The organism is Deefgea piscis (genome assembly GCF_019665785.1).
Taxonomy (GTDB): domain Bacteria; phylum Pseudomonadota; class Gammaproteobacteria; order Burkholderiales; family Chitinibacteraceae; genus Deefgea.
This window is the reverse complement of sequence record NZ_CP081149.1, coordinates 206,342-233,302: the sequence shown is the minus strand read 5'-3', so window position 1 is coordinate 233,302 and position 26,961 is coordinate 206,342. Positions and strand designations below refer to the sequence as shown.

At 48.9% G+C, this 26,961-nt stretch carries 30 protein-coding genes, 1 tRNA gene and 1 other RNA gene; 16 read left to right on the top strand and 16 right to left on the bottom strand.

All coding sequences use genetic code 11. The features are described from left to right. The first annotated feature begins 137 nt into the window (after positions 1-137). A complete protein-coding gene (locus K4H25_RS01110; RefSeq protein ID WP_221021648.1) occupies positions 138-1,298 on the top strand; it encodes a benzoate/H(+) symporter BenE family transporter in 1,161 nt (386 codons plus the stop codon). 81 nt (positions 1,299-1,379) lie between these two features. Here K4H25_RS01110 and nudC read toward each other — a convergent pair whose 3' ends face one another. After that, the gene (gene nudC / locus K4H25_RS01105) at positions 1,380-2,189 is read right to left on the bottom strand and encodes an NAD(+) diphosphatase (RefSeq protein ID WP_221021647.1); all 810 of its coding nucleotides are present in this window, start codon (positions 2,187-2,189) and stop codon (positions 1,380-1,382) included. Between the two features lie 250 nt (positions 2,190-2,439). On the opposite strand from nudC, the gene K4H25_RS01100 reads away from it, so the two are divergent. Next, the gene (locus K4H25_RS01100) at positions 2,440-2,787 is read left to right on the top strand and encodes a BON domain-containing protein (RefSeq protein WP_221021646.1); all 348 of its coding nucleotides are present in this window, start codon (positions 2,440-2,442) and stop codon (positions 2,785-2,787) included. Positions 2,788-2,896: 109 nt separating this feature from the next. Here K4H25_RS01100 and K4H25_RS01095 read toward each other — a convergent pair whose 3' ends face one another. After that, positions 2,897-3,391 carry an arsenate reductase ArsC gene (locus K4H25_RS01095; protein WP_221021645.1) on the bottom strand — a complete coding sequence of 165 codons (495 nt, stop codon included), beginning with the start codon at positions 3,389-3,391 and terminating at the stop codon, positions 2,897-2,899. Between the two features lie 215 nt (positions 3,392-3,606). On the opposite strand from K4H25_RS01095, the gene K4H25_RS01090 reads away from it, so the two are divergent. From K4H25_RS01090 to K4H25_RS01080, 3 genes are all read left to right on the top strand, one after another. Beyond that, positions 3,607-3,692 (top strand) — tRNA-Tyr (locus K4H25_RS01090). A gap of 106 nt (positions 3,693-3,798) precedes the next feature. After that, positions 3,799-4,512 carry a pseudouridine synthase gene (locus tag K4H25_RS01085; protein ID WP_221021644.1) on the top strand — a complete coding sequence of 238 codons (714 nt, stop codon included), beginning with the start codon at positions 3,799-3,801 and terminating at the stop codon, positions 4,510-4,512. Between the two features lie 101 nt (positions 4,513-4,613). Continuing rightward, positions 4,614-6,326, top strand: a complete 1,713-nt coding sequence (locus tag K4H25_RS01080) for a GGDEF domain-containing protein (protein ID WP_221021643.1) — start codon at positions 4,614-4,616, stop codon at positions 6,324-6,326. 102 nt (positions 6,327-6,428) lie between these two features. On the opposite strand, the gene K4H25_RS01075 is transcribed toward K4H25_RS01080, so the two are convergent. Beyond that, positions 6,429-7,589, bottom strand: a complete 1,161-nt coding sequence (locus K4H25_RS01075) for a GGDEF domain-containing protein (RefSeq protein WP_221021642.1) — start codon at positions 7,587-7,589, stop codon at positions 6,429-6,431. Positions 7,590-7,732: 143 nt separating this feature from the next. Here K4H25_RS01075 and K4H25_RS01070 point away from each other — a divergent pair, with 143 nt between their 5' ends. Continuing rightward, positions 7,733-8,686, top strand: coding sequence for a carbohydrate kinase family protein (locus K4H25_RS01070; protein WP_221021641.1), 954 nt, complete (start codon positions 7,733-7,735; stop codon positions 8,684-8,686). A gap of 75 nt (positions 8,687-8,761) precedes the next feature. Here the strand turns inward: K4H25_RS01070 and K4H25_RS01065 are convergent, their stop codons facing one another. The 6 genes from K4H25_RS01065 to K4H25_RS01040 all read right to left on the bottom strand — a co-directional run bounded on the left by K4H25_RS01065 (position 8,762) and on the right by K4H25_RS01040 (position 12,916). Then, positions 8,762-9,340: a CNP1-like family protein gene (locus tag K4H25_RS01065; protein WP_221021640.1), complete on the bottom strand. Its 579-nt coding sequence runs from the start codon at positions 9,338-9,340 to the stop codon at positions 8,762-8,764. A 66-nt stretch (positions 9,341-9,406) separates the two neighbouring features. Beyond that, a complete protein-coding gene (locus K4H25_RS01060) occupies positions 9,407-10,723 on the bottom strand; it encodes an ATP-binding protein (protein ID WP_221021639.1) in 1,317 nt (438 codons plus the stop codon). After that, entirely contained in the window at positions 10,720-11,382 is a 663-nt protein-coding gene (locus K4H25_RS01055; protein WP_221021638.1) for a response regulator, read from the bottom strand. Before K4H25_RS01055 ends, K4H25_RS01060 begins: the two co-directional genes overlap by 4 nt. 56 nt (positions 11,383-11,438) lie before the next feature. Beyond that, positions 11,439-11,984 (bottom strand): cytochrome b/b6 domain-containing protein, encoded by a 546-nt coding sequence (locus K4H25_RS01050; RefSeq protein WP_221021637.1) that lies wholly within the window; start codon positions 11,982-11,984, stop codon positions 11,439-11,441. Between the two features lie 207 nt (positions 11,985-12,191). Then, complete coding sequence (locus K4H25_RS01045) at positions 12,192-12,461, bottom strand: PepSY domain-containing protein (RefSeq protein WP_221021636.1); 270 nt, start codon at positions 12,459-12,461, stop codon at positions 12,192-12,194. A gap of 173 nt (positions 12,462-12,634) precedes the next feature. After that, positions 12,635-12,916: a PepSY domain-containing protein gene (locus tag K4H25_RS01040; RefSeq protein WP_221021635.1), complete on the bottom strand. Its 282-nt coding sequence runs from the start codon at positions 12,914-12,916 to the stop codon at positions 12,635-12,637. A gap of 176 nt (positions 12,917-13,092) precedes the next feature. Between K4H25_RS01040 and K4H25_RS01035 the strand changes: the two genes are divergently transcribed. The 5 genes from K4H25_RS01035 to rnpB all read left to right on the top strand — a co-directional run bounded on the left by K4H25_RS01035 (position 13,093) and on the right by rnpB (position 16,755). Then, positions 13,093-13,326 (top strand): sulfurtransferase TusA family protein, encoded by a 234-nt coding sequence (locus K4H25_RS01035; RefSeq protein WP_221022835.1) that lies wholly within the window; start codon positions 13,093-13,095, stop codon positions 13,324-13,326. Between the two features lie 212 nt (positions 13,327-13,538). Next, positions 13,539-14,576, top strand: coding sequence for a dihydroorotase (pyrC, locus tag K4H25_RS01030; RefSeq protein ID WP_221021634.1), 1,038 nt, complete (start codon positions 13,539-13,541; stop codon positions 14,574-14,576). Then, the gene (locus K4H25_RS01025) at positions 14,576-15,073 is read left to right on the top strand and encodes a hypothetical protein (protein ID WP_221021633.1); all 498 of its coding nucleotides are present in this window, start codon (positions 14,576-14,578) and stop codon (positions 15,071-15,073) included. Before pyrC ends, K4H25_RS01025 begins: the two co-directional genes overlap by 1 nt. Before the next feature lie 124 nt (positions 15,074-15,197). Then, positions 15,198-16,247, top strand: coding sequence for a phospholipase A (locus tag K4H25_RS01020; RefSeq protein WP_221021632.1), 1,050 nt, complete (start codon positions 15,198-15,200; stop codon positions 16,245-16,247). 77 nt (positions 16,248-16,324) lie between these two features. Next, positions 16,325-16,755: RNase P RNA component class A (gene rnpB, locus K4H25_RS01015), an RNA gene on the top strand. A gap of 21 nt (positions 16,756-16,776) precedes the next feature. Here rnpB and K4H25_RS01010 read toward each other — a convergent pair. The 3 genes from K4H25_RS01010 to K4H25_RS01000 all read right to left on the bottom strand — a co-directional run bounded on the left by K4H25_RS01010 (position 16,777) and on the right by K4H25_RS01000 (position 17,937). Then, complete coding sequence (locus K4H25_RS01010; RefSeq protein ID WP_221021631.1) at positions 16,777-16,926, bottom strand: hypothetical protein; 150 nt, start codon at positions 16,924-16,926, stop codon at positions 16,777-16,779. Positions 16,927-17,077: 151 nt separating this feature from the next. After that, positions 17,078-17,575, bottom strand: coding sequence for a GNAT family N-acetyltransferase (locus tag K4H25_RS01005; protein ID WP_221021630.1), 498 nt, complete (start codon positions 17,573-17,575; stop codon positions 17,078-17,080). A gap of 101 nt (positions 17,576-17,676) precedes the next feature. Further along, a complete protein-coding gene (locus K4H25_RS01000) occupies positions 17,677-17,937 on the bottom strand; it encodes an accessory factor UbiK family protein (RefSeq protein ID WP_173532655.1) in 261 nt (86 codons plus the stop codon). A gap of 243 nt (positions 17,938-18,180) precedes the next feature. On the opposite strand from K4H25_RS01000, the gene glnK reads away from it, so the two are divergent. The 3 genes from glnK to K4H25_RS00985 all read left to right on the top strand — a co-directional run bounded on the left by glnK (position 18,181) and on the right by K4H25_RS00985 (position 21,951). After that, the gene (glnK, locus tag K4H25_RS00995) at positions 18,181-18,519 is read left to right on the top strand and encodes a P-II family nitrogen regulator (RefSeq protein WP_221021629.1); all 339 of its coding nucleotides are present in this window, start codon (positions 18,181-18,183) and stop codon (positions 18,517-18,519) included. 85 nt (positions 18,520-18,604) lie between these two features. Further along, positions 18,605-20,086, top strand: coding sequence for an ammonium transporter (gene amt / locus K4H25_RS00990; protein ID WP_221021628.1), 1,482 nt, complete (start codon positions 18,605-18,607; stop codon positions 20,084-20,086). 242 nt (positions 20,087-20,328) lie between these two features. After that, a complete protein-coding gene (locus K4H25_RS00985) occupies positions 20,329-21,951 on the top strand; it encodes a methyl-accepting chemotaxis protein (RefSeq protein ID WP_221021627.1) in 1,623 nt (540 codons plus the stop codon). A gap of 84 nt (positions 21,952-22,035) precedes the next feature. Here K4H25_RS00985 and ubiT read toward each other — a convergent pair whose 3' ends face one another. The 3 genes from ubiT to ubiU all read right to left on the bottom strand — a co-directional run bounded on the left by ubiT (position 22,036) and on the right by ubiU (position 24,435). Continuing rightward, complete coding sequence (gene ubiT / locus K4H25_RS00980; protein WP_221021626.1) at positions 22,036-22,467, bottom strand: ubiquinone anaerobic biosynthesis accessory factor UbiT; 432 nt, start codon at positions 22,465-22,467, stop codon at positions 22,036-22,038. After that, positions 22,464-23,351 (bottom strand): U32 family peptidase, encoded by an 888-nt coding sequence (locus K4H25_RS00975; RefSeq protein ID WP_221021625.1) that lies wholly within the window; start codon positions 23,349-23,351, stop codon positions 22,464-22,466. The genes ubiT and K4H25_RS00975 overlap by 4 nt, the downstream gene beginning before the upstream one ends. 70 nt (positions 23,352-23,421) lie before the next feature. Beyond that, positions 23,422-24,435: a ubiquinone anaerobic biosynthesis protein UbiU gene (gene ubiU / locus K4H25_RS00970; protein ID WP_173532649.1), complete on the bottom strand. Its 1,014-nt coding sequence runs from the start codon at positions 24,433-24,435 to the stop codon at positions 23,422-23,424. Positions 24,436-24,617: 182 nt separating this feature from the next. On the opposite strand from ubiU, the gene gnd reads away from it, so the two are divergent. After that, positions 24,618-25,529, top strand: a complete 912-nt coding sequence (gene gnd, locus K4H25_RS00965) for a phosphogluconate dehydrogenase (NAD(+)-dependent, decarboxylating) (protein WP_221021624.1) — start codon at positions 24,618-24,620, stop codon at positions 25,527-25,529. 130 nt (positions 25,530-25,659) lie between these two features. Here the strand turns inward: gnd and K4H25_RS00960 are convergent, their stop codons facing one another. Then, on the bottom strand, positions 25,660-25,989 hold the full coding sequence (locus K4H25_RS00960) for a zinc ribbon domain-containing protein YjdM (protein WP_173532647.1): 330 nt from the start codon (positions 25,987-25,989) through the stop codon (positions 25,660-25,662). Positions 25,990-26,321: 332 nt separating this feature from the next. On the opposite strand from K4H25_RS00960, the gene K4H25_RS00955 reads away from it, so the two are divergent. Continuing rightward, positions 26,322-26,861 (top strand): DUF1523 family protein, encoded by a 540-nt coding sequence (locus K4H25_RS00955; protein WP_221021623.1) that lies wholly within the window; start codon positions 26,322-26,324, stop codon positions 26,859-26,861. Positions 26,862-26,961: the final 100 nt, after the last annotated feature.

The following is a 26,961-nucleotide window of genomic DNA, read 5'->3' as shown; positions in this document are numbered from 1 at the left end:
GCCAAAATCCGCGCAAACGCGGTTGGCAAACCAAACGTCAACAGACCCTTGTAACCAAATGTTTGCTTTGTTTGGTCTGCGCCTTGCCGCTTAAGGGCTCTGCCAGCACAATAAGTGCTTCAATCAAGGGGTGGCTTATGTCGGTGTGGCGAGATAGTTCGGTTTCTGCAGTAGTGGCGGGCTTGGTGACGGTCTTGGTCGGCTTTACTAGCTCGGCAGTGATTGTGTTTCAAGCGGCGCAGGCATTAGGCGCCAGCCCAGCAGAAATCGCCTCGTGGATGTGGGCTTTGGGCTTAGCAATGGGGGTGAGTTGTATCGGCTTATCGCTGCGCTACCGAGTCCCCATCGTCACGGCATGGTCAACGCCGGGCGCAGCTTTGCTGGTCACCAGCGCGGCGGGCGTTAGCATGCCCGAAGCGATTGGGGCATTTATGGTTTCCGGCTTGCTGATTGTATTGATGGGCATCACTGGCTGGTTTGAGCGTGCGATGCAGCGGATTCCATTGGGTATTGCTTCGGCGATGTTGGCGGGGGTGTTATTGCGCTTTGGTTTGGATGCATTTAGTGCTTTGCAAACCGAGTTAGTTTTGGCCGGTAGCATGTTGCTGACGTATTTGCTATTGCGCCGATATTGGCCTCGCTATGCCATTGTTGGGGTATTGCTCTGTGGCATGCTAGTGGCAGCGTGGCGCGGGCTATTACATCTAGAGGGTATTGAGTTGACGTTGGCGATGCCGATTTGGACTACGCCAGAGTTGAGTTGGAGCAGCATTGCCAGTGTGGCTTTGCCCTTATTTATGGTGACGATGGCCTCGCAGAATGTGCCCGGCGTGACGGTATTGCGCGCCAATGGCTATACGCCGCCGATTTCCCCTTTGATTAGCAGCACTGGCCTACTTACCGTGGTGCTCGCGCCATTTGGCGCTTTTGCGATTAATTTAGCAGCGATTACTGCCGCCATTTGCATGGGGAAAGACGCACATGAAGATGCGAGCAAACGCTATATTGCGGCGATGGCTGCTGGGGTGTTTTATCTGCTGATTGGCTTATTTGGCGCCACGGTCGTCGCGGTATTTGCCGCTTTTCCTAAAGAGCTAGTGCTGGTGGTGGCCGGTTTGGCACTGATGAATATTATTGGTAGCGGTTTGGCACTCGCGATGCGTGATGAAAAGCAGCGCGAAGCAGCGATCATTACTTTTTTAGTCACCGCTTCGGGCCTGACGCTATTTGGTATTGGCTCGGCCTTTTGGGGTTTGGTTGCCGGTGTGGTCGCGGCGCTGGTGCTGCATAAAAAATAAGCAAAAATGCGCGGTTCGCTTGAGATCCTCGCCCAGCGCCCGTTTAACGATCAAGCCATGGCACTTAAACGGATGCTGGATTTAGGGGTTTTCCTTGAGCCCCGCTTGCAATAAGCGATAAGCAATACTGCTGGCGCTGGGTAGTAGCGGTAAATCATCAGGGCTAAACCAGCGCGCGTCTTCGATTTCATCGGCTTGGCAAACAATCTCACCAGAAACGTAATCGGCAAAAAAAGCCAGCATCAAAGAATGCGGAAACGCCCAGCTTTGGCTGGCAAACCAGCGTAAATTGGTGATTTCCACGCCGACTTCTTCGCGCACTTCACGATGCGCGCATTGCTCTAGGCTTTCGCCGGGCTCAACAAATCCAGCGACTGCGCTATACATGCCGCTGCGAAAGTGTGGCGAGCGCGCCAACAAGACTTCGCGACCACGTTGAATCAGCACCATCACGGCCGGCGATAAGCGCGGCCAAACTCGATGCTGACAAGCGCTGCATTCGCAGGCGATTTCCTGTTCGAGTGGCAAAGTTGGCGCACCACACACACCGCAAAAGCGATGCGTGCGATAAAAAGTCGCAATCTGGCTGGCGCGGCACGCCAGCGCCCACAGCGTTTCGCCGAGTAAATCAAAGCTGGCGCGTAAATCCATCGTGTTAAGTGTTGTTGGCAATGGCGTTGCGGCATCCCATAAGGCCAGCTGTATTTTTTGTTGTTCCAGCTGGCCAATACACAGCAAGGTATGTGGCGGTGTCAGCGCGGCTAGCTCGCTGGCAGAAGCTAAAGTTTGTGAACAAAAAATCAAGGTATTGCCATGCAGTGCAATAACAATAGCGCTTGGATCAAGATACCTATCTTGTTGATGGATTGCTGTGAATGCCGTGGGCAACATAGAGGGTACAACCTTGTTGTGCAAAAACCGCTGAGAAATAAAAAACCACTATGCGCTGAATTAAACCATTGGCGCAGCGGCACAGCAAGGCAGATCCATGTGGTCGTTGTTGCTGATTTGCATTTGTCATAAGACTTAAACATTTCTGTAATGTAATGCTTTTAGAATCAGCGATATAAAGCGCTAAGTACGAAGCCATCGCCTCTAAGCAGCGCTGTTTTTAATTAATTTAAACGGATGAGTGAAAATCATGAAAAAAGTATGCCTGCTTGCTACGCTGCTGTGCGCCGCAGTATTGTCGACCGCGTGTAGCTCAACTGCTGAAAAAGTAGCTGCGCCTGCCGCACCAGCTGTTAAGCCAGCAGCGGATGCCGTTGCGGTTGCCAATCATGTTAAACAAGCCCTTGATGCCGATCCAACCTTGAAGCCATTTGATTTGAAAGTCAAAGGCGCCAACGATAAAAAAGACCCTACTAAAGTCGATGTGACCATTGTGGGGGTGGTTGAAATTGGTGAGCAAATGGCGCAAGCCGGCATGATTGCTGAGCAAGTTAAAGGCGTTCAATTTGTATTTAACAATATTGAGCCAAAAAACTAAGACCAGATTCGATTATTGCTCGCCGTTGTCTGCGAAGTTTGTAAGGCCAACGGTTGAGGCCACAATCTAGCCTCGGATTTCCAATGTGGAAACCGAGGCTTTTTGTGATTTAGCGCAACGGCGTGCATTGGCCGATTTGCTGCACATGATGTTGCAGCGCCAAATGCGCTAATTTTTCCATCGGTAGTGCTGCTAATAAATCAATCCGATGTTTGATAAATAAAAACACATCATGAAACGCTTTGCGGCGATCAGCTTCTTGGTAGCGCAAACTCGGATCTTCTACATTCCAATGCGCGATCAGCGGGCCACCGGGCCAAGTTGGACAGACTTCGTTGGTAGCGCAATCGTCTAGCGTAAAAATAAAACCCATTTCAGGCGCCCCAGCCAGCAAAAAAGTATTCCAGCTTTTGGGTGGGCTGGGCGGCGTTAGGCCAAAATGCTGTAAGGTCGCGATGGTTAGCGGATGTAGCTCGCTCAGTGCATTGCTGCCCGCGCTATAGGCAATAAATCGATCGGCGAAAAAATGATTCATGATCGCTTCGGCGATGGGACTGCGAATCGCATTGTCAGTGCAGATAAATAAGACGGAATAAGGTTTCAAACGCTAAGCTCCTATGCGCGATGGTCGTGAGCCTTGTCGTTGCCCAGTTATTACTGCTGCAAAAGGCGACGGTGCCCGATCATTGATTATTGCGCCGTAAGATGACAAATAATGTGGCGTTGCTGTATTGATTTGCGGTTTGCAACATCTAGTGAAAAAAAATCGATGGGGGGCTTGACGGTATTGTGGGTCAAAGGCATAATTGCCGTCCTCGTGGAGGGGTTACCCCAGCGGTCAACGGGTCCGGACTGTAAATCCGGCGGCTCAGCCTTCGAAGGTTCGAATCCTTCTCCCTCCACCAGTTTCCCTTTGTAGTTTTCTGTTTTATCTCTGGTTTTACCTCATCCTCTGTTTCAAAGTAGCTACTTACCCTTACAATGGTATATCCATTCGTATGAGTTCTGATCATGAAAAAACTATCGCTCGATAAAATTTTGCAAAGCCAAGGTTTTGGTTCGCGTAAAGGCTGCCGTGATTTAATCGAAGAAGGTGAAGTTTCGATTGATGGCGTGGTCATCCAGAAATGGAAAACCGAATACCAGCCCGAAGGCTTGGTGTTTCAGGTGTTTGACGAAACGTGGGAATATCGCGAAAAAGTCTATTTAGTCCTCAATAAACCCAGTGGTTACGAATGTTCACGTAAACCAACGCATCATCCGGCGGTATTAACGCTGTTTCCGCAAAATATGGAATGGCGCGATGTGCAGCCTGTTGGGCGTTTAGATCACGATACAACGGGTTTATTGCTGCTATCGGATGATGGCGCATTTATTCATGCGCAAAGCTCGCCGAAACGCCATCAGCCGAAAACTTATATCGCTACCACCGCTGAGCCAGTGACCGATCAATTGGTGGCGCAGTTATTGTCGGGCGTGCAATTGATTGATGAGCCAGCACCAATTGCGGCCTTAGTGGCGAATAAAGTCAGCGATAATGAAATTGAAATCGTGCTGGAGCAAGGCAAATATCATCAAGTGAAACGCATGTTGGCGGCGGCAGGTAACCATTGTAGTGCTTTGCGTCGAGTTAAAATTGGCGGTTTGCAGTTGGCTGATTTAGATTTGGCCGAAGGTGAATGGCGCTTTTTAAATGCTGATGAACTGGCTTTATTGCAAAGCTAATCGTTGATGCCGAGTTTTTAACTCGGCATTTTAGTAAATGCTGATTTATCCGAATTGCTAACTATACTAGACATGTTTAAGTCAGCTATGGTTTAGATGTGATGCAGCGAATGTGGGTTTCTTGGCTATTGGCTCTGGTCATTTTGCTGCTAGCAGTGACTGGCTTGAGCTATGGCGTCTTGCGTTATTTAGAAACGCAGCAAGTCGAACTCGCTTTGCAGAATCTCCAAGCGCAGTCGCAAATGCAATTGGCTCGACTCAATCAAATCCTTGAACACGATCAGCCTCCATTGGATTTTTCACCCGAATCGATTGATGCGGCATGGCCGCGTATCAACGGCGCTTTGGCCACCAATCCGATTGCTTTGCAGCAGCTGACCAAAGCCTTACAGGTCGACAGCGCCTCAATTTATTATCCGCAAAGCGCCATGATGATCGGCGCTACAGCGGACGAAAACGCCGATGAGAGTTGGAAAAAATCAGCGCTGTTAAATGAGCAATTACGCAAAAAGATCGGTAGCGCTAGCGTAATAAAAAATCATTTGGGGATCTCAACCAAGACCGGAAAACTAACGGTTTATCATTTTTATGCCCCAGCAAAGCAGGCTTTTTGGTTAATCACTGCAGTGGAGTTAAAATCATTACTCCAGCGTCAGCATGACCACGTGGCTGTATTTGACGCCTTATTTCATCAACCAAGCTCGAGTTTATTGCCCAGTGAGTTGGATATTTTGCTACAAGGGCCGCAGGGCTATTATTCCATTTTTACTGAGCAGCGACTTGTAACTCAGCCTCCGCTATTAAGTCATCAAACAGTGCAAGATCGGCAGGGTCGATATTATCTAGCGTTGCCAATTGGACCACAGCTGTCGTATAGCAATTTGATTTTGGCGGTTAATTTTGATGTTGCTGCGCACCAAACGGCGAGACAAATATTGGGCTTGGGTTTGGTGCTGATTTCTATCTTGGCGCTGCTTGGGGTTTATTATTTGCTCAGGCGCAATATTCAAAATTGGCAAGATAAAACCTTACAATTACTCCAGCGTTACGATAGCGCGGCGCATGTAGAGGTTTGCCATGATCCGGCATTGCAGCCGATAGAAGAATTTTGCTTGGCGCGGCGGCAGGTGAAGCTAAATCAAAGCTTGCTACAGCAGTCTGAGTTAAATACGGCAAAAGACGAAGGCATACAAGCTGCGCAACGCTTAGCGGATCAAATCAGCTTGCGGCAAAAAAGTGAAGAGACATTGTCTGAATTGCGCGTCGCATTTGAAATGGTGAACTCGCGCTTGCTTGAAGCCAATCGCAGCTTGGTTCATGACGCCGAAACCGATGCTTTAACGGGCTGCGGAAATCGACGGCAGTTTGAACAAATGGTGTATGCCGAGATGTCGCGTGCGATTCGCTATGGGCAACAAGTTTGTTTATTGATGCTTGATATTGATTATTTTAAGCGAGTGAATGATCAATTTGGTCATCCGATGGGGGATTTGGTTTTAGTGCGTTTGGCAGAGCTTGTGAAAAGCCAAATTCGCCCCAGTGATACTTTGTTTCGTTGGGGCGGTGAAGAGTTTGTGTTGTTAGTTCCTGGCGTGACGTTGGAGCAGGCGGGCTTTTTGGCGGAAAAATTACGCCAATACATTGCCAGCGCGAATTTTCCGCATCGACAAACATTAACCATCAGTATTGGTTTATCGGCTTTTCAAGTGAGCGATTCGTTTGATGAATGGATGCAGCGGGTCGATGCTGCGCTGTATCAAGCCAAAAGTAATGGCCGTAATCGTGTTGAGTCGGCAGCAGACAATAAAAAATAAGTGCCGAAGCTGCGGTATAGCATCTATAGCAGATCGAAATAGAACTATGGGTATTGCTTTGTAGTTAATGCAATATAAATACTGCAGTTAAATACCCTTGTGTTAATCAATTTCAGCTGGGGAAAGTGGCGCGTTGTTGATGACTGGCTTGGCTTGTTTGCGTTGTTCAATTGCCGATTGCAGCGCCATCAGTAATTGATTGGCATTGTCGCCGTGAACACCGGCACGCACAACGTCAATGACACAGCCTAGATGAAAGCTGCTGTCGCTATGCTCAATTTGTAAGCTATTTATTGCAAGTTCGATTTCTAGCATGGTGTGACGCACCTGCTGAATCGGCATATTACTCAAGACCAAAATAAAATCATTGCCGGTAAAGCGCCCGATACCGCTAGGGTAGGTCGTCGTGGCGATCGCTTTTAAGCTACGGGCGGTTTTTCGCAGCGCCAAGTCGCCAGCGGCAAAACCATAACGCTGATTGATTTCATGAAATTGCTTGATATTCACACCAATAATCGCCAATGGCTGGCGGTATTTTTGAGTGCGACGCAGCTCGCGCAGCGTGTATTCCTCAATTCCGCGCCGATTGAATAATCCGGTTAGCGCATCATAACGATTGAGCTTAATTAAGCGGGTGTGTAGTCGATGTGACAGCGTGTTGTGATAAGCATAGGGCAAGGCCAAATTGCTCATTAATAAGGTGATCAATAGGGCATTTTGAAAAGAGTAGGCGGGCAGGCAGATTAAAAATACCACCATGCCGACATAACCCAGCCAAATCATAATTAACAGCAGTCTAGGTAAGGGCCAATGTTCATCGTTATCAGCGTTGCGTGCTTCGTAAGCGATTCGCAATAATAGCGGCAATAGGGTGAGGCATTGCAATATCCACGCCTGATATTGATTAAGGCTCGTTAGCCATTGGGCGCTGAGTACGATCGCACTAATGGCTAAGCTCCATGCCCAGTGCCCAAGCAAGGCGGGGCGGGCAAAAAAGCGTCGGGTTCCGGCGAGTAAAACCAGCAAGCCGGCGATTAAAATCGGTGCAATCAGCGTGCTATAGCGGCTACCTAAGGTCAATGCATAAATCAGTGTGGCCAATGCATGCAGCGTGCCGCCATAGGCCAAGGTGGTCAATCCGCGCTCGGAGTGATGCGCACGCACCAGTAGCGCGTATTGTGCGATGGCGAAGATGCAGCTCACTGTAGCTAAGATTAAAATGACAGTGGATGAAAGAATGATTCCCATGACGTAAAAATACATGAAAACCCTAGGAATATGCACGAGTAATAGAAACTTGGTGTATGAATACAGACAGAATTAATCGGCGAATGACGAAAGCCAAAGTGTTTCGGCCAGTCGCTCAGTAATGATGAAGTCCGCTTAATTAATATCAGGAGAGCAAGATGGCAGCGTTAATTTGTGGCTCGATGGCTTATGACACGATTATGATTTTTCCCGGTTATTTTAAGCAGCATATTTTGCCCGAGCAGATTCATATTTTATCGGTATCATTTTTAGTGCCAGAAATGCGGCGCGAATTGGGCGGCTGTGCTGGCAATATTGCTTACACGCTTAAAATGCTGGGTTCTGAGCCTTTAATTATGGCGACCGTAGGGCAAGACTTTGGCCCTTATGCCGAATTTTTAGATCGTCAGCAGATTCGCCGTGATTATATTCAGGTGCAAGAGGGCTTCACTGCCCAGTGCTTTATTACGACCGATTTAGACGATAACCAAATTACTGCATTTCATCCGGGAGCGATGAATGGCTCGCATCTCAATACCGTAAGTGTCGTGCGAGAGCCGATCGACATCGCCATTGTTTCGCCCGATGGTAAGGTGGGTATGCAGCAACATTGCCAGCAATTGGCCGCGGCTAAAATCCCGTTTATTTTTGATCCCGGCCAAGGCTTACCCATGTTTAACGGAGAAGAGCTCAAAGCCATGTTGGCTTTAGCCAGTTATGTCACCGTCAACGACTATGAAGCAGAAATGCTGTGCACGAGTACTGGGCTCAGCTTGCTGGAGATTGCCGCGCAAGTCCAAGCGCTGATTGTCACCTTGGGGGCTCAGGGCGCTAAAATCTATACCGCCGGCGTTTGTCATTTAATCCCCGCCGTGCCAGCGGCAGAGATTTTGGATCCAACCGGTTGTGGCGATGCGTTTCGCGCGGGCTTGCTGCATGGATTGAGTCGCGGCTGGGATTGGCCCCACATCGGGCGTTTGGCCTGTTTGTTAGGTAGCTTGAAAGTGGCGCAGCGCGGTGGGCAAAATCATCATTTTACTGAACGCGAATTGGCCGAAAAATATCAGGCGGCTTTTGCTGAGCCACTACCGGATCTGATATTTGCTGCGTAATAAAATGCCGCATTGCGGCTTGATAAGATCTGTTGCTGTTTAGGTTTTGGCGGTCAACAGACCTTAGCGATTGGATTATTTGGCGCGGCAACCCAAGCAATCACCGGCTTGTTTGTCGACGGTGAAGTCTTTGCGGATGGTTTCAACCGGCCAAGGATCGCCCATCTGGCAGAAGTTGTCCGACAAGCTACCTTGCCAAGCATTGTATTGATTTTTACTTAATGGCTTCCATTTCACTTGCGTGCTTTTTTGCCATTCATTCTTATTGGGATTGCCCCAAGCATAAGTGCGGTATTGATTGCTTTTGCAATCAATGCCTTCAAATAAGATATTTTTTGGGCCACCGGCTTTCGGCGTTACCGCGATGACATAGCGCACAATCCGATCTGGCCCGAGGCTCAAGCTATCAAGCGACAGATAGTAATTATTGTTTTTAATTTCTTGCGAGAATTTAACCGGAGCCCATTGTTTGAGCGTGGCTAAATCGGGGTATTGAATCTCTTGCTCTGCCGGAATCACTGGCGCTTTATTTTTAAAGAAACCCATTAAGCCATCGCCTTCACCGGCTTCAATATTGTCTGGTGAGTGGGTCTCGTATTCTGCCGCCTGCACCAATCCAGCAAGCAAACAAGTCAACAGCAGGATTTTATGCATCGTCGTGAGTCCAATCGAGAGTAAAGGCAGCATCGTAACAAGTTCAGCGAGTCGCCTCAATGCTGTTTATTGCAGTTCACGGTGAAAGCCGATCTCGGCGCAAAATCCACCTGCGGCGCGGTTGCTGATTTTGAACGTAGCATGATGCAAATCGGCGATTCGGCGCACAATCGATAAACCTAAACCGGCACCGGGCTGGCTTTGCCCTGCGGGGCGATAAAAACGTTCGCCAATGCGGGCTAAATCATCGGCACTCACGCCGGGCCCATTATCGCAAACACTGAGTGTTTCTTTGCGAATGTGAATCACAATCTCGGCGTCTGGGCCAGCATAATGCTTGGCATTTTCCAGTAAATTCCTCAGCAACAACCCCAGCAATAGCGGTTGGCCGATTAAAGCGCAGGGCTGCTCAATGCTTAAATGGGCTTCATCGGCGGGCAAATTGGCTTCAAGTAAGGCGCTACGCGCTAGATCGCTGAGTGATATCGCTTCAAATTGCGGTGTTTCACCATGGTCTAAACGAGACAGCGCCAACAGTTGCGTCACCAAGCGAGTGGTCCGATCAACGCCGTGTATGGCTTTGCCGAGCGCTTTTTCCCGCGTTTCTGGCCGTGGGCTACTTTGTGCCAACTCAATTTGCACCCGTAAACCCGCCAATGGCGTGCGTAACTCATGCGCTGCGTCGGCGGTAAAGCGTCGCTCGCGGGCGAGCGTTTGGTTGACTTGGGCAAACAAGGTATTGAGCCGGTCACGCAGCGGGGCAATTTCACTGGGGACGACGATATTGAGCGCATCCAGATTATTCGGCGCGCGGCGCGCTAATTCGGCATCAACGATTTTGAGTGGTTTAAGGCCCTGTCGAATCGCTAAATACAACAGCGGTAATAATAACAGCAGCGCCCACAGCGCGATTTCGAGCAAATGCTCGCTGAGTTCTTTGGCAATTTTGAGTTGATTTTTTAGCGGCTCACCGACAATCAGCTGGTGGTTTTCGCCCGAGCGCACGGTAATTTGCCATTCTTTGCCGTTTAAGTTGATTGAGTAGGGTTTTTTCGACGCACTGGGCTGCAGTGGGAAAGGGCGTTGTTGGCTGGCGGTGACTAGCCGACCATCTAAATGGTAAACCGCGAAAGCCAGCTCATCGTGGTAGTCATTGTCTTGATTATTATTTGAGCGCAAATCATCTTCGCCGCCTAAGTTTTGCCATAACAAATCGGCGTAGGCGGTGAGTTGATCGTCGAGTACTTCGGCGGTTTCTTTGCGTGCTTCGTAAAGTAAGACGGCGCTAAACCCACTCCACGCGATGATGGTCGCCAACAAAATCAGTAGCGTTAAACGCGTTGCGAGTGAATGTTTTAACCAGTGTTGAATGCGATGTATCAATTGGACTCCAAGCGCCAGCCAAGATTACGGACATTCCGGATGACCTCGCTGCCGAGTTTTTTTCTCAGGTGAGACAAATGTACATCCAGCGTATTGCTCTCAATTTCGCCTTGCCAGCCGTAGAGCTTTTCGTCGAATTGACTACGGGATAAATAATGCGGGTAGTTGGCCATCAGTAAATGCAATAGTTTAAATTCCATTGCCGTTAAATCGAGCGGCATACCGTCTTTGCTGGCGGTTTTGTGCACTGGATCGAGGACAATGCTGTGCCAAGTTAGGCTGTTTTCACTGCGGCCATGGGCACGGCGTAATAGGGCGTGCAAACGTGCGATCAGTTCGCCCAGTGCAAACGGTTTGACTAAGTAATCATCGGCACCGGCATCAAGGCCTTTGATGCGATCTTCTATCGAATCGCGCGCGGTCAGTAGCAATACCGGCAAGTCGCCCAAATTGCGGCGTATCCATGCCAATAAGCTCAGGCCATCGAGTCGCGGCATCGCAATATCGAGCACCACTAAGTCAAAGCTGTGTTCGGTTTGCAGTGCGGTACGACCGGCTTCGCCATCTTTAAACCAATCGACGACAAAGCCCGCGTCAATCAGGCCGTCTTGTATGCCTTCACCGAGTAATAAATCGTCTTCGACTAATAAAATACGCATGTTTGAGTCCAGGGTCGCCATCAGTCAATCGCGGCAAACCAAGCTGCCGCGATTGCTTAATGCCTTATGTCGTGAGGTTTTGGCGATGCATTCGCGCGTTTATAACCATGTAGCATGGCGGCGGGGAGGTTTTCTCGATGGCGCCAGCTTTCAAAGATCGCGGCTGCAACATGCAGACCAACCCCAGTCAGTAAGGTATAGGCCAGGGTTTCATGCAGGGTTTCTAGCCATTCTTCGCCAAAAAAAGCATCGCTACCCATCATATAGCCTGTGGCGCCTAAGGATAAGACCATCAGCAACAAAAACAGCATCATGACCGCGCCTGCGGGGTTATGCCCTAAAAATCGTGGATGCTCACCGCGCAATTGCGCTGCGAGATAGCTTTTAAGCGTAGCAGGAGTGGGGAACCAGCTGCTAAAGCGCGCATGTTCGCTGCCAATAAAGCCCCAAATAATGCGGCTGATGACGATGCCGACCGCGGCATAGCCTTCCCAGCGATGAATAAGATCGCCTTCTTCATTCAAAAAATTACCCAGTACTGCAATCGCTAAGCTCCAATGCAATACCCGAACCACGGGATCCCACACTTTGATTTTTTGCATTTTGCAGTTCCTAATCAGATCAGCACTTGAGTTGCTTGGCTACGTTGCCAATGAGGCTTACCCTGCAGCGTTGGTGATATTGAATAGGTATTGGCTTGCAGTCATTAAATACCAAAGGCTGCAAGCCAATACATTATGGTTTATTGATGTTTGATTGACCGCCGCTGCAACGCGGTTGGCAAACCAATGTTCAGCAGACCCTAGGGATTAATCGCCGATTTCAGATTTCACAATGGCTAAGGTTTTCGTGTCGAAATACACCTCAGCTTTTTTGCCTTCTTTATTGTGGCCGTAGATTTCGTAGCATTCGCCAGAGGTTTTAAATTTTTTAATTTTGTAACCCATCGCTTCGATTTTGGCCGTGGCTTCGCTAGGCTTTAACCATTCAGCTTTTGGATGTGGGGTGCAGTTGGCGCCGGCAAAACTAAGAGAAGAGGCGGCTAGTGCAGTTAAGGCTAATGCAGCAAATGCTTTCATGGTGATTCTCCGGTGGTGGTAGGAACAACAAATGTATTTCAACATGCTTCAGTTAAGCGAAAATTAAGCACTGTTTATTTTTCATATCTAATTACGTTTTAATTGTAGCTGCTGTTATTGTTACTGGCTGATTGCTTGGATTGCGTAAGCCAACACTGACGCAGCCTGCAGAGTTAATCAAAAAAACTTTCGTGCTCAAACTCAACCATTTCTAATGTTTTTGGATCGAATGAGACTTCAACGCGTTGATTGTCTTTATTGCGGCCTTTGATTTCGTAGCAGCCGTCAGAAACTTTAAGGCTAGAAATGGTGTAACCCTGCGCTTCGATTTTGGTTTTCGCTTCGGCAGCGCTCACCCATTGCTCACGCGGATGTGGGGCGCAATCATTGCTGCTGGCAAAGCTCAGTGTTGAAGCGGCAAGAGTGGCAGCGGTGAAGAAAGTCATGAGTTTCATAATGTGTTTTCCAAAGAGGTTTTGATTTGATGACGCTATTTAAACCGCTTTGTATGAAGTGAAACTTAAGCGCAGCAAATTTGACCAAGCTTGAGCTGGGATTGATTGCAACAGGTAGGATTGACTTCGGTACAATGGCGTTTTGTTCGCTTGGATCTGCGCTCATGACTGCTCGCATTCACCCGCAATTAACGATTGATTTATCGGGACTCAATTGCCCACTACCGATATTGCGCACCAAAAAAGCGCTGGCCACCTTGGCGGGTGGAGAGATTGTTCAAGTGACCTGCACCGATCCAGCCACGCCAACCGATTTCGCCGCATTTTGTCGGCAAACCGGTAATGAATTGCTCGAGCAATGGCAAGAAGAAACCCGATTTTTGTTTTTGATTAAAAAACGTTCGGATTAAAAAGCAGCCATTGCTGACGTTATCTGGCGAGGCATCCGCTCAAACCGAGTTCGAGCGATGTTGAATTACCCCAATTTAGATGAATAACGTAGGTATTTGATTGCAGCCCTTATCAATAAAGGGTGGCCTGCAAATACCTTGCCGTATCGCTCGCTGCCGCTGGATTGGATCAATCCTGCGGTGGCTGACATTGACTATTAAAAGGAAAAAATATGACGCAAACCATTACTATCGCTCGTCCTGATGATTGGCATTTACACCTGCGTGATGGCGCGGGTTTGGCGAGCGTTTTGCCGCATACCGTGCGTGAATTTGGCCGCGCTATTGTGATGCCCAACTTAAAGCCGCCGGTGACTAATGTGGCTTTGGCTGGCGAGTATCGCCAGCGCATTTTGGCTGCGGTGCCAGCAGGGCAATCTTTTCAGCCTTTGATGACTTTATATTTAACCGATAACACCACGGCAGACGATATTGTCGCCGCTAAAGCCAGCGGCTTTGTGCATGGCGTTAAGCTCTACCCGGCTGGCGCGACAACCAATTCGGATGCCGGTTGTACCGACGTGAATAAGGTGTTGCCGGCGATTGAAAAAATGGCCGAACTGGGCCTACCGTTTTTGGTGCATGGCGAAGTGGTCGATAGTGAAATCGATATTTTTGATCGTGAAGCAGTGTTTATCGATCGGATTATGCAGCCGCTATTGGCCAAATTCCCGAATCTCAAAGTCGTTTTTGAGCACATCACCACCAAAGACGCTGCTGACTTTGTGGCGAGCGCGCCAGACAACGTAGCCGCAACCGTGACGGCGCATCATTTATTGATGAATCGAAACGCCATGCTGGTTGGTGGCATTCGCCCACATCTGTATTGCTTGCCGATTTTAAAGCGTGAAATTCATCGCCAAGCCTTGGTTAAAGCGGTAACGGCCGATGACAACCATAAATTCTTTTTGGGTACCGACAGCGCACCGCATGCCAAAGGCGCGAAAGAAACCGCTTGTGGTTGTGCCGGCATGTATACCGCGCACGCGGCGTTGCCACTGTATGCCGAAGTGTTTGATTTAGCCGGTAAGCTCGATCGTTTGGAAGCGTTTGCCAGCCAGAATGGCCCCGCTTTTTATGGCTTGCCAGTCAGCACTGAAACCGTGACCTTGCGTAAAGAAAGCTGGGTGGTGCCGACTGAATACGCTTTTGCCGATAGCGTTGTCGTGCCATTGCGCGCCGGTGAGTTGGTGCAATGGAAGCTGGTGTAATGGGCAACGCAACTGTTGTTCAGCGTGGCGTGAGCGCGCCTGCGTGGTGGATCACCGGCGCGGCATTGTGTGCCGCGGGTGTTTGGGGGCTGCCATTGATTGAGTCAACACAGTTTGAAAATCACTTTTTTGGCCTGTTTTATTACTCGATTTTGGCTGGGATTGTGCTGTTTTGGGCGCTGCCTAGCGAGCAGCGCTTTGAAAACGGGCAGCTTGAACGCCGTTTTTGCCTATTTGGCCTGCTGGTGCTGTGGAAAAAAACGACGCCCTTAAGTGCTTTTAGCGAAATTCATTTCGAGCAAGACCCTAATTTATTTCGTAAAGACACGGTGTGGGTGATTCTCTCGGGCGCAGAGGGCGAAGGCGAGCGGTTTGCCTTTGCTAATTTTTCAGCCACGGCCAGCAATATCGCCAAAGCGCAGGCGCTCGCAGAGGCTTTGTCGCAAGCCACGGGTTTACCGATTAAAACGCATGATTCGGCAGGGGTGGCCGAATAATTGGTTTGAGTTTGTGGCGAAATCTGAACGCTTTGCAGCGTAGCTGCGCGTTGCAAAGCGCTCGATGTTATGATTTTTGCACAATCAACACACCCTTGTTTGCTGAGGGCTTTAAGGTGAAAAGATGAAAGCAATCTTAGGTTTGGCGGCCTTACTGGCAGCGACCTCGGCGCAAGCGACTGATTTGGCGGCTTGCCAACAGATTGCAGACAATCAAAATCGTCTTGCTTGTTATGACCAATTGGCAAAACAGCCGTCGCAGCAGCCCAGCGTAGTTGAGCCGATTGCTGCCACGGTCGTTCCGGTTCCGGCAACGGCAACGATCACGACATCCGATCAGGCAGCGGCCACGGCAGAAACGTTTTCTCAGCGCTGGGAGTTAGCAGCGCAAGACAAAGACGGCGTTTTTAATATTAAGCCATACCAGCCGGTGTATATCTTGCCGGTGTCTTGGCGTAAAAAAGTTAATAACGATCCTTGCTCACCGAATCCACTCAATTGCTCGCATCGTGGCGATCAAGATTATGGCAAGGTAGAAACCAAGTTTCAGCTCTCTTTCAAAACCAAATTGGTGCAAGACGCTTTTGGCTCTAACGTTGATCTATGGGGCGCATACACTCAGCAAAGTTACTGGCAGGCTTACGATAGCCAGAATTCTTCACCGTTTAGAGAAACCGATTATCAGCCCGAATTGTGGGCGACTTTCCCGGTACAAGCTGGGCCAGAATGGCTCAAATTACGCATGATTAATTTGGGCGCAATGCATCAATCCAATGGTCAAACCAATCCACTATCGCGCTCGTGGAATCGCTTATATGCCAGTTTTGGCCTGACTTCGGGCGATGTATCGGTGCTGATTAAACCATGGTGGCGCGTGCCTGAGCCGGCCAGTACCGACAATAATCCAGATATTAGCGATTACGTCGGGCGAGTCGAAACGGTGGTGGTTTATCCGTGGCAGAACCATGTGTTTTCACTCACGTGGCGTAATAATTTGAAATTTGGCGGCGCTACGCCAAATCGATCGAATATTCAGCTGGAATGGGCCTTCCCGATTACCGGTAAATTGCATGGTTATGTGCAGGCCTTTAATGGCTGGGGTGATTCATTGCAAAACTATAATTTTCACAATAGTGGCGCAGCCATTGGCGTTTCATTGGTGGAATGGCGTTAAGGCGAACAACGCCGCTTAGGCGGCTTGGGTGATCTTTACTTGCCCTGAGTCGGTATAGCGGTGATAATCGCCACCGCGAAGCGGGACAGACCATCGCTGCTGCCAGTGTAATGCTGGCGGGGGAGGAAAGTCCGGGCTCCATAGAGCAGAATGCTGGTTAACGACCAGGCGGCGTGAGCCGACGGAAAGTGCAACAGAGAGCTGAACCGCCAGTGGCCCAAGTTGAACAATCGATTGAAGCGATTGGGATTGAGTCATCGGTAAGGGTGAAAAGGTGTCCTCGTCAGAGGAGCCCCGTAAAGGGGTCGGTAAGAGCGCACCGCGGCGCTGGTAACAGTCGCTGGCAGGGTAAACCCCATTCGGAGCAAGACCAAGCAGTAGGCGTTGAAGCTGCTCGCTGAGTCTACGGGTAGGTTGCTTGAGCGCATCAGTAATGGTGCGCCTAGAGGAATGATGGTCACGGATGGCAACATCTGGACAGGACCCGGCTTATCGGCCCGCTTCGCCCCCATACACATACCTATGTATATTAATACATGCGGCGATCAAAATAAGGTAGCAGGCGATACACCTGTTGCGAACTCAAATTGAATTCTCGCTCAGCCGCTTGCATGGCTTCTAGCAAACCGCATCCGGCGGCAATTTCTTGATCAATAAAATTCAGCACTTCTTGAGCCACGCGCAAAACCTAAGATGGATAATTAGCAATCTGAGTATTTTGCCTGCCGAAGATTAAAATTAAATGTCTATCTGATTGAGCAATGACTTTGCTCAGTATTTTTGACGTGTAGCATGCCGCACCTTGCGCTAACAGCGCCCATGCTTGATCGTTATTCGTTAAGTCGACGAACAAAATGCAAATAACCCATTTCGCGGGCGTAGCCCATTTTTTGATAAATGCGGTGGGCACGCACGTTTTCGGGGCCTGTTTCCATCATCAGCATGCCGATTCCGGCCGCTTGCGCTTCTTTTTCAACTTGAGCTAATAAGGCTTCGCCCACGTGCTGACCGCGATAAGCTGGTTGCACATACAAATCATTGAGCACCCAGCTACGACACAAAGCAATCGATGAAAAGCAGGCAAAGACTTGCGCAAAGGCGAGGGTTTCGCCGGCACTATTGCGCGCTAAATAAATTTTGGAATCCCCAGTCGCTAGTCGTTCAGCCAAAAAAGCGCGTGCTTCTGTCTCATTATCTGGGCAACCATGAAACTGACGATAGGCATTAAATAAGGGAGCTAAACGGTCGAGATCGAGAATGCTGGCGTAGCTTAAATAGAAACTAGAGGCACAAGGTTCTGGATTGAGTCGGGTATCGGCGGCAGACATGACGATCTCTTTTTGTCGTTGTTTTTTTCATGGTACAAAAAAACCGAGCACATGGCTCGGTTTCTTATTGATTTGTTGCATATATTACAGGCGTGTCAGTTTTATATGCCGTCTTGCGGGTTGTTGGTTTGCAGCCGCATTTCAAGATCTGCAACGCGTGCTTCCATTTGGGTCAGCGTTTCGCGCGTGCGGGCGAGTACTTCTTGTTGGATTTCAAACTCTTCACGCGTAACTAAATCCATTTTGTTAAATGCCGAACCCATCATGGCGCGCACGTTTTTTTCAATATCTTTCGCTGGGCTAGCGGCGATGGCTTCCGAGATTTTATTGCTGATTTCATCGAAAAATTTGTCTTTTAACATGACTTTCTCCAGTTATTGGCAATGGTTGAATCCAGTTTAGCAGATTCAAATTCACAACAGTTTGATTTACATGCACCAAGACGGAGCAGCGCGTAGCACGTTTGATTTAAATATTGCGCTGCAACAGTGCTAACTTGGGGCCTGACGAATTTAAATCAATGATAAACAGCGCTGAACTGGGCTGGCACGCTTCATGCTAACAATTCCCTCATCAATCTGACCGTTTGTATAAGGAGTTACACCATGAAATTTGTAAGCGCAATTATCAAGCCTTTTAAGCTTGATGAAGTTCGTGAAGGCCTTTCAGCAATCGGTGTTCAGGGTTTGACTGTGACTGAGGTAAAAGGTTTCGGTCGCCAAAAAGGACATACCGAGTTATATCGCGGTGCTGAATATGTGGTCGATTTTTTACCTAAGGTCAAAGTAGAAATCGCGATTGCCGACGAATTGCTCGAGCAAACAATCGAGGCGATTGAAAAGGCCGCTCACACCGGAAAAATCGGCGATGGCAAAATTTTTGTCTTTGACTTGATGCACGTGGTGCGAATTCGTACCAGTGAAACAGGTGACGCCGCAATTTAAATTGAGCTGATCGCCATCGATATCAACAAAAAATCATAATTCGCTAGCGATACATCACGATAGATTTGATCTGGAGCGCATGAAAATGAAAAAAATACTCGCATCTTTAGCTTTGTTTTCCGCCATGTGGGTGGCGGCCCCCAGTTTTGCCGCTGACGCGATCACGGCCAGTACCGCCTCTGCAACAATGGAGGCGGTGGTCGACGTGGCTGTGAGCGTTCAAACCACCGCTGCCGCGATTGCCGCGCCGGTGATGACGGTGAATAAAGGCGATAACAGTTGGTTGTTTGTGGCTACGGCCTTAGTGATTTTGATGTCGATTCCAGGCTTGGCGCTGTTTTATGGTGGCTTGGTGCGCAGCAAAAATATGCTGTCGGTGCTGATGCAAGTATTTAGTATCTTTAGCTTGATCAGCGTGCTGTGGGTGATTTATGGCTATAGCTTGGCGTTCACCGAGGGCAATGCCTTTTTTGGCTCTACGTCAAAAATACTGCTTAATGGGGTGACGCCAGATTCAATTGCCGCCACTTTTAATAAAGGCATTGGTATTTCTGAGCTGATTTATATTGCGTTTCAAGGTGCTTTTGCGGCGATTACTTGCGGTTTGATTGTTGGTTCGTTTGCCGAACGGATTAAGTTTTCGGCATTATTGGTTTTTTGCGTGCTGTGGTTTACGTTTTCTTATTTGCCAATCGCGCATATGGTTTGGTACTGGGCCGGTCCTGATGCGTATACCGATGCGGCGGCAGCGACCGCAGCAGCAGCGACCGCTGGATTTTTATTCCAAGATGGCGCTTTAGATTTTGCCGGTGGTACGGTGGTGCATATTAATGCCGCAGTTGCTGGTTTGATTGGTTCGTATTTTGTCGGCAAACGGATTGGTTATGGCCGTGATCCAATGACGCCACATAGTTTAACGATGACGATGATTGGTGCTTCATTACTCTGGTTTGGCTGGTTTGGTTTTAATGCTGGCTCGGCGCTCGAAGCCAACGGTACTGCGGCTTTGGCCTTTGTAAACACTTGGGTCGCTCCTGCGGCGGCAGCAATGACTTGGTTGCTGATTGAGTGGATGTGGAAAGGTAAACCGTCGTTATTGGGCGCGGCATCGGGGGCGGTAGCAGGTTTAGTGGTGATTACCCCTGCGGCGGGTTTTGTCGGGGTCGGTGGTGGTTTGGTGATGGGCGTGATTGCGGGTGTCGCTGGTTTATGGGGTGTGCACGGCTTGAAACGTTTATTGGGTGCGGATGACTCTTTAGATGTGTTTGGCGTGCATGGTGTTTGCGGCATTGTTGGCGCGATTTTGACTGGCGTATTTGCCAGCCCTGATCTGGGTGGCACTGGCGTGTGGGATTACGTGAGCAATGGCGTAGCGACTTCGTATAGCATTATTGATCAAGTTAAAATCCAAGCGATTGGTGTTTTAGTGACGATTGCATGGTCTGGCACTGTGGCGTTTATCGCGTATAAATTGGTTGATATGACCATTGGTCTGCGCGTGAAAGAAGATGAAGAACGTGAAGGCTTGGATGTGTCTAGCCATGGTGAAAAAGCGTATAACAACTAACATAGTGCTGTTGCATTAATCCGATGGCCTTCTTGCGAAAGAAGGCCATTTATTTTGTCTAATTCATGTGTATTGATGGTGCATCTATAAGCTTTAAGTAAATTTTTATAGTGACTAGCGTCAGAAACTCGTTGCAATGCCGTTGTAGGCGGTCTAAAAAGGGTGCAAACACGTCGATATAAACCAATTCAAACCAATCATTGGGTGAGTGTTCATATTGATTAGATTCAAGGGGTTGCAAGATGAATCAACTGAAAATCCGCACGCAAATCACGATTTTGGGACTATTCGCCCTGGCAGGTATGCTGTTTGTTGGTGCAATTGCTTATCTGAATAATAGCCATCTGGTGCAAAGTATTGAGGCGGTGAGTAAAGGAACGACTTTGCTCAGAAATCAAACCGAGGCCGATATGATGCACGACGGGATTCGGGCCGATGTTTTGGATATGAATCGACTGTTTGCGGTGGCCAATCCAGATCCGGAAGAAGTTAACGCGGTGAAAGCGGGTTTAAAAGAGCATTTAGACAATTTCACACGTTTAGTGGCTGAAAATGATCAAATGCAATTGCCGCAAAGTGAAAGAGACGCGTTAAACGCCTTAAAGCCCGATCTAAGCGAATTCGTAAAAATGGCGCAAGTTACTGCGGATAAGTTTGAAAAACACGATGGCGATGCCACTGCTACCTATCAAAATTTCTTTCAAGTGTTTGGCCGGCTAGAAGGCAGCATGGAGAAATTTAGCTCACTGATTGAAAACAATATTCATCAGGCCAATGATGAGCAAGCCGCGATTATTAAACAGGCTCAGGTTTGGGTATGGACTTCACTGCTTATTGCGACCGGCTTTTTGCTGATGGGTATTTGGCTGGTGAGCCGCGCAATTACTCAACCGATTTTCATGGTGCAAACCTTTTTGACCAATCTCAACGGTGATTTGCGTCGGCGCTTACCTGATTTAGGCAGCAATGAACTGGGTGAAATGGCCAGGGCAGTGAATCAATTAATTCAAAATCAAGCGCAAACAGTGAATTTAATTCAGCGTGCCGCAGCAGAAGTGGCTCGCGTATCGAATCAGCTAAAAGGACACTGTGCCAATACCAGCCAATTGGCCAATCAAGCTAGCCAAGACGCGCATCAAATTAAAATGATTACCGATCAATTGGCCGAATCGGTTGAGAGTGTGTTGCATAGCGTCGATTTGACCACCGAGCGGGCGACCACCACCACCGCAACCGCCAACGAAGCGCACGCCAGTATGTCGCGATCACACCATGCAACGGCCAATTTAATGGTGGTTACACGGCAATCGTCGAGCATGATTCAAGAGTTAGGTTCAGCTGCTGCTGCGATTGATAGTATGGCCACCGTGATTAAAGACATTGCCGATCAAACCAATCTATTGGCCTTAAATGCCGCCATTGAAGCCGCTCGAGCCGGGGATACCGGGCGCGGGTTTGCCGTGGTGGCCGATGAAGTCCGCAAACTGGCTGAGCGCACGACTGCATCGACTGCCGATATTGCCAAAATGACGCAGCATATCGGTCAAGCCACCAGTGAAGCGGCCAAAGCCATGCATGAGGTGAGCGAGGGTGTGAATCAAGGCGCGATTGATGTGGCCAGTGCGATGGAAGGGCAAAATGCGATTGTGCAAAACACTGCAGAAATGAAAGTCTTGTCGATGGGTATTGCCAGCGCGGCACAAAAAGAAACGCTTTCAATTCAAGACACCGCCAATGCGATGCAAGAAATTAATCATAAAATCGATACTGCGAGCAATGCGGTCAATCAAATCAGTCTTGAAACCGATCAGCTGCTCGACTTAGTCGCTGATTTACAAAAAAATATCGCGCAATTTCAAGCCTAATCGACCGCCATTGGCGATTAGGCTGGGTTGACGTTGGGTTTGCTCGCCGCCAACTTTGGCGAGAACTCAACGGCAACAGACGGTTTAAACGTTTAATCTCATCCGCACGCTGCTCGGCAAGCGCGCAAATAGCGGCGAGAAATCGGTCGCATCCATTAAGTTTTTTAGCGTTAGGCCCAACTCGGTATCACCAGTGATGCTCAGGCGGCGCTGAAAAAACAAGGTGTCTGGATCTTCTTGTCGCCGCGCAATTAACCAATAATCAGCCAAGCTGGCGGTTAATGTGACATCTGCAGGGGTATCGCCACATACAAAGCGGCCATTCTGGTAGCTTAGCGTAATACCCCAGTTTAAATCGCTAACCGCCATCCGTACTTGCCGGCCTTCCCACCACGCAAAATCTTCTTCGGGCCACAATTGTTTGCGAACCAAATTGAGCAGCGTCACCGTAACGGCGGTGGGCGGTGTTTCGGGGAGTACGGCCAGTAATTTAATCAACGGCGCTGGGATGTTCATACGGTTTCCTTCATGCAAATGCCTGCTTGGCCATGCCAATAGCCATTGACCAGACCTTCGGGATTAATACGTTGCCAATCAAATTGCGTCGCCGATGTCGGCTGAGCGAGCGCTGCGGCGTAGGCGGCAACAATTTCATCGGTAAACTCTGCTTGTGGACTAATGCGTAAATGGCTGGCACCCAAGTTGGTGACGCTGGCCAAATCATAAATTAAGGCATGGCAAGCTGCCGATTGCGTTTGAATACCGTTTAGACGCAAGAAGTCTTGCCCTTCGCGTGTTTTGAGCAACTGGCCATCGGCGTGCTCGATACACTTAAATTCACAGGCATCTTTGCTTAAATCGTAATGCCTGGCGGTAAAGCAGCGCGCAGAAAAAGCCAGTGGCAAGCGGCCATGGGCAAAGATTTCGGTTTCAATCGGTAATTTGGCTTCTGCCAATGTCGCCACAATCGCTGCGCGACTCGCTTCGAGCGAGGGTAGCCAGCGAATGGCGCCTGCGGCTTGATGCCAGTCGAGCGTGGCGCCGTTGTAAATATTCAGATGCGGGCCAGCAATATATGGAATCGCTAAATCGCGCGCGATTTTTACTGCGCCCAAATCATTGGCTTCGAGTAAGCCGCCTTCTTTGGCAAAACGGCGTAATGACGATAAATCCGAACCCGATTCGAGCAAAGCTTGCGAGCTGTAAACGACGGTTTTGCCGGCTTGGCATAATTGCTGGCCGAGCGCCAACCAATCGCTAGTGCGTAATTCATGGCGGCGAGCGCAAACCACTTCACCCAGATAAATCGTGCTCACATCCCAATCGGCAGCAGCGGCATAAAAATCGAGTGTGGCTTGGCGTGACCAATAGTAAAGCAGCGGGCCAAGAGTGAGTTGCATGGATCTTCCTCGATGAATTTAAAACTGAAAAGCCGCGCTGGCGGCGTGGCTTTTGTAAATTAGGTGCGTCTTAGCGCCAAGGTCGGCTATACGCCCCAAGCGTTTGTTGATGCCCTTCCGATACTTTACTGAGTGCCTGTTGCCACGCGGGTTTGACCGAATAGCGTGGATCGCTCGCTGCATCAATCGCCGCACGGAGTGTTTTGGTCACTTCGCTGACATAAGCCGGGCTGCGTTGTCGGCCTTCGACTTTAATGGCTTTCACGCCCATGCGGATCAGCTCGGGCAATACCGACAATGCATTAAGGCTAGTTGGCTCTTCCATCGCGTAATAGCTAGCGTCGCCGACTTCAAAGCGGCCTTTACACAGAGTTGGATAACCGGCAGGTTCGTCTTTTTCAAAATGGTCGATCAAAATGCCATTTAAGCGGGTATCAAGGGTATCGCCCTTAGGTAGCCATTGCACATGGCTTGCAGGTGAACACACACCATGGGTATTTGGCGATTCGCCGGTTGCATAGCTCGATAAAATACAGCGGCCTTCGGCCATTACGCACAAGCTACCAAAACCAAACACTTCGATTTCGACGGGGGTGTTTTTAATGACGTATTCGATTTGTGGCAAAGTCAAAACCCGTGGCAGAACGGCGCGGCTAATGCCAAAATGTTCATATGCGAGGTTCACCGCTTCAAAATTGGTGGCGGAACCTTGCACTGATAAATGGCGGCGTAACTGGGGGTGGCGGCGGGTGGCGTACTCAAGTAAACCCAAGTCGGCCAAGATCACCGCATTGGCGCCTAAGTCGGCTGCGGCGTCGATTGAAGCATGCCATTCAGCGGTTCGACCCGCTTGCGGGTACGTGTTAATGGCAATGAGTACTTCCCGACCTTGGGATTGTGCATATTCAACACCCGATTTAAGCTGTGAGTCGGTAAAATTAAGCCCAGCGAAATTGCGGGCATTGGTCGCATTCTTAAAACCAAGATAAACCGCATCAGCACCAGACTGAACTGCTGCTTTTAGGGCTGGTAAACTACCAGCAGGGCAAATTAATTGCGGCAAATGTGGTGCTAAAGAAGGCATAATAGCGTAACCCAACGTGAGAATTTGCGCCTAGCTTAGGCGTTACGCTCTCATGAAACTTTAATACAAATCAAAAAAAAGCATGCCTAGTGCTTCGGTGGTAGAGAATATCCCGATAAAACTGCATGATTTACGCTTCGAATTTAAGTATTCGGCGGGGCAATCAATACAAAGGAAATAGCATGAATATCGCAATGATCGGTTTAGGTAAAATGGGCGGCAATATGGCACGTCGACTCTCTCGAGGCGGAGCGACGGTCTTTGGCTTTGACGTCAGTGCTGACACCCGTAGCCAACTGGCGCAAGAAGAAGCTAACTTCAAAGCATTTGCCAGCGTACCTGAATTGATTGCCGCATTGCCAACGCCACGCGTGGTCTGGCTGATGTTGCCATCCGGCGCGATCTCTGAGGCCGCATTCGACGAAATGAAAACCTTGCTCGCTCCGGGTGATTTGATCATCGACGGTGCTAATGCCATGTATAAAGACAGCCAACGCCACGGTGCTGAATTGGCCGCAATGAATATTAAATTTGTTGATGCAGGTGTTTCAGGTGGTGTTTGGGGGCTGCAAAACGGCTACTGCTTGATGTTTGGTGGCGAAAAAGACGCAGCTGCGATGGCCGAACCATTTATGAAAATCTTGGCGCCGGGCGCTGATCGCGGTTGGACACACACTGGTCCAGCAGGCTCAGGCCACTACACCAAGATGCTACACAACGGTATCGAATACGGCATGATGCAAGCGTTTGCTGAAGGCTTTGCGATGCTCAAAGCCAAAGAAGAATTCGATTTGGATGTGGCAGCGATTTCTGAAACCTGGCGTCATAGCTCTGTGGTTCGCTCATGGTTGCTAGATTTAATCGCTGATACTTTACAGCAAGACACTGAATTGGCTGATTTAAACGCCTTTGTTCCTGACTCAGGTGAAGGCCGTTGGTCAGTACTGGAATCGGTTGAATTGGGCATTCCTGCACCAGTAATGTCGAGCGCCTTGTACGCACGTTTTGCTTCACGTGGTAATGACGATTACGCAATGAAATTATTGTCGATGATGCGCAATGCCTTTGGTGGCCATGCAGTATCAAAAAAATAACTGCCATTAAGTAATTAGAGTAATTAGCAGCTACAAAAATGCCCGCATCGATTGCGGGCATTTTTTATGGTGCAGTCATCGCTGCGAGGGTCTGCTGACGATTGATAGGCCGCCCTGCAGGCACCTAGCCTCAGGCTTTCTTCAAAAAACAGGCTTTGAGCATCATGCTGCCCAAATCGGTTTTGCAATCGACTTCATGGTCACCGTCAACAATGCGGATCCCTTTGATTTTAGTGCCGACTTTTAACGTGCTAGAAGTGCCTTTGACTTTTAAGTCTTTCACCACCACGACAGAATCGCCGTCTTGTAGCACATTGCCATTGGCATCTTTAACGATGCGCACATCGCTTTCTTCTACTTCTGCGACCATCGGCCATTCAAAGCCACAGTCAGCACAAACATAGTTATCGCCATCTGGATAAGTGTTTTCCAAAGTGCATTGTGGGCAAGCGTTTGACATTGGACTATCCAATTAAAAGAATTTAATCGCTAGATTATAGCAGCCGTTACTCAGCATACTGCGCTGTGATTATCACCAAAACGGGGATGGGGGTATTGGTAAGGGCTTGAATTACTAGGAAAAGTGCAAGGATTGATTGACACTCAACTTACTTGGGAATACGTTACACTGAATTTTCTGAGAATTCCAAGTGCAATTTACGGCAGCATTTCGCTCGCTAAATTTAGCGATCTTCCGTGCTGAATCAAGGGATGATTGATCGAGTGAGCGTGATTTACATATTTTATAACGGTATAAAATGTATACCATCTTCAATTTAAGGGAAGTGATGAATGCTGAAACTTAGAAAAGTACTCCTGATTCTGTTGGCATTGATTGCGCTGGTGGGCACCGTGGCTTTGGATTGTTATTTACCCGAAAAAACCATCACCACCATTACCGGGGTTGAGGTGAAATTAACTGATAAAGATGGGCCGATTAGCAAGGCCAATCCAAGCGATGGGCCGACGGTGGATGTGTATTACATTTACACCAATCACGCGACGGATATTATTCGGGTGTTTAAAAATATTGATACCGGCTGGGGCTGGCCGTATTACTTTAAGTTTAATTCGGCGGATTTACAGGCCAAGGCCAAAACGCTGGAATTTGAAAAGAAACCCGCCTTAGTGACTTCCTACGGCTGGCGTTTTGACATGATGTCGTGGTTTCCCAATGTGGTAGATATTCAAGTGGCCGAGCCCGATAGCAGCACGTGGAGTTTTTGGCGCTGGCTGGGTTTTAGCGTGTGGGTACTATTGCTGCTGATTGCCACCTTTACGGTGTATCGTGTTACACGCCCGAAAAATAAAGCGCAAGAGGGCAATACATAGAAGGTGTATAGTGGCTAATCGTGAGTTAAATTGATTTCGGCGGGGGCGCTTTGTTGGTCGGCCTTCGTCAAGCCACATACTCTTATTGCTTGCGGCCCTG

Coding starts and splice junctions, on each gene's coding strand:
- K4H25_RS01110 (WP_221021648.1), top strand. CDS start 138: ATGTCGGTGTGGCGAGATAGTTCGGTTTCTGCAGTAGTGGCGGGCTTG.
- nudC (WP_221021647.1), bottom strand. CDS start 2,189: ATGTTGCCCACGGCATTCACAGCAATCCATCAACAAGATAGGTATCTT.
- K4H25_RS01100 (WP_221021646.1), top strand. CDS start 2,440: ATGAAAAAAGTATGCCTGCTTGCTACGCTGCTGTGCGCCGCAGTATTG.
- K4H25_RS01085 (WP_221021644.1), top strand. CDS start 3,799: ATGAAAAAACTATCGCTCGATAAAATTTTGCAAAGCCAAGGTTTTGGT.
- K4H25_RS01080 (WP_221021643.1), top strand. CDS start 4,614: ATGCAGCGAATGTGGGTTTCTTGGCTATTGGCTCTGGTCATTTTGCTG.
- K4H25_RS01075 (WP_221021642.1), bottom strand. CDS start 7,589: ATGTATTTTTACGTCATGGGAATCATTCTTTCATCCACTGTCATTTTA.
- K4H25_RS01070 (WP_221021641.1), top strand. CDS start 7,733: ATGGCAGCGTTAATTTGTGGCTCGATGGCTTATGACACGATTATGATT.
- K4H25_RS01065 (WP_221021640.1), bottom strand. CDS start 9,340: ATGCATAAAATCCTGCTGTTGACTTGTTTGCTTGCTGGATTGGTGCAG.
- K4H25_RS01055 (WP_221021638.1), bottom strand. CDS start 11,382: ATGCGTATTTTATTAGTCGAAGACGATTTATTACTCGGTGAAGGCATA.
- K4H25_RS01050 (WP_221021637.1), bottom strand. CDS start 11,984: ATGCAAAAAATCAAAGTGTGGGATCCCGTGGTTCGGGTATTGCATTGG.
- K4H25_RS01045 (WP_221021636.1), bottom strand. CDS start 12,461: ATGAAAGCATTTGCTGCATTAGCCTTAACTGCACTAGCCGCCTCTTCT.
- K4H25_RS01040 (WP_221021635.1), bottom strand. CDS start 12,916: ATGAAACTCATGACTTTCTTCACCGCTGCCACTCTTGCCGCTTCAACA.
- pyrC (WP_221021634.1), top strand. CDS start 13,539: ATGACGCAAACCATTACTATCGCTCGTCCTGATGATTGGCATTTACAC.
- K4H25_RS01025 (WP_221021633.1), top strand. CDS start 14,576: ATGGGCAACGCAACTGTTGTTCAGCGTGGCGTGAGCGCGCCTGCGTGG.
- K4H25_RS01020 (WP_221021632.1), top strand. CDS start 15,198: ATGAAAGCAATCTTAGGTTTGGCGGCCTTACTGGCAGCGACCTCGGCG.
- K4H25_RS01005 (WP_221021630.1), bottom strand. CDS start 17,575: ATGTCTGCCGCCGATACCCGACTCAATCCAGAACCTTGTGCCTCTAGT.
- K4H25_RS01000 (WP_173532655.1), bottom strand. CDS start 17,937: ATGTTAAAAGACAAATTTTTCGATGAAATCAGCAATAAAATCTCGGAA.
- glnK (WP_221021629.1), top strand. CDS start 18,181: ATGAAATTTGTAAGCGCAATTATCAAGCCTTTTAAGCTTGATGAAGTT.
- amt (WP_221021628.1), top strand. CDS start 18,605: ATGAAAAAAATACTCGCATCTTTAGCTTTGTTTTCCGCCATGTGGGTG.
- K4H25_RS00985 (WP_221021627.1), top strand. CDS start 20,329: ATGAATCAACTGAAAATCCGCACGCAAATCACGATTTTGGGACTATTC.
- ubiT (WP_221021626.1), bottom strand. CDS start 22,467: ATGAACATCCCAGCGCCGTTGATTAAATTACTGGCCGTACTCCCCGAA.
- K4H25_RS00975 (WP_221021625.1), bottom strand. CDS start 23,351: ATGCAACTCACTCTTGGCCCGCTGCTTTACTATTGGTCACGCCAAGCC.
- ubiU (WP_173532649.1), bottom strand. CDS start 24,435: ATGCCTTCTTTAGCACCACATTTGCCGCAATTAATTTGCCCTGCTGGT.
- gnd (WP_221021624.1), top strand. CDS start 24,618: ATGAATATCGCAATGATCGGTTTAGGTAAAATGGGCGGCAATATGGCA.
- K4H25_RS00960 (WP_173532647.1), bottom strand. CDS start 25,989: ATGTCAAACGCTTGCCCACAATGCACTTTGGAAAACACTTATCCAGAT.
- K4H25_RS00955 (WP_221021623.1), top strand. CDS start 26,322: ATGCTGAAACTTAGAAAAGTACTCCTGATTCTGTTGGCATTGATTGCG.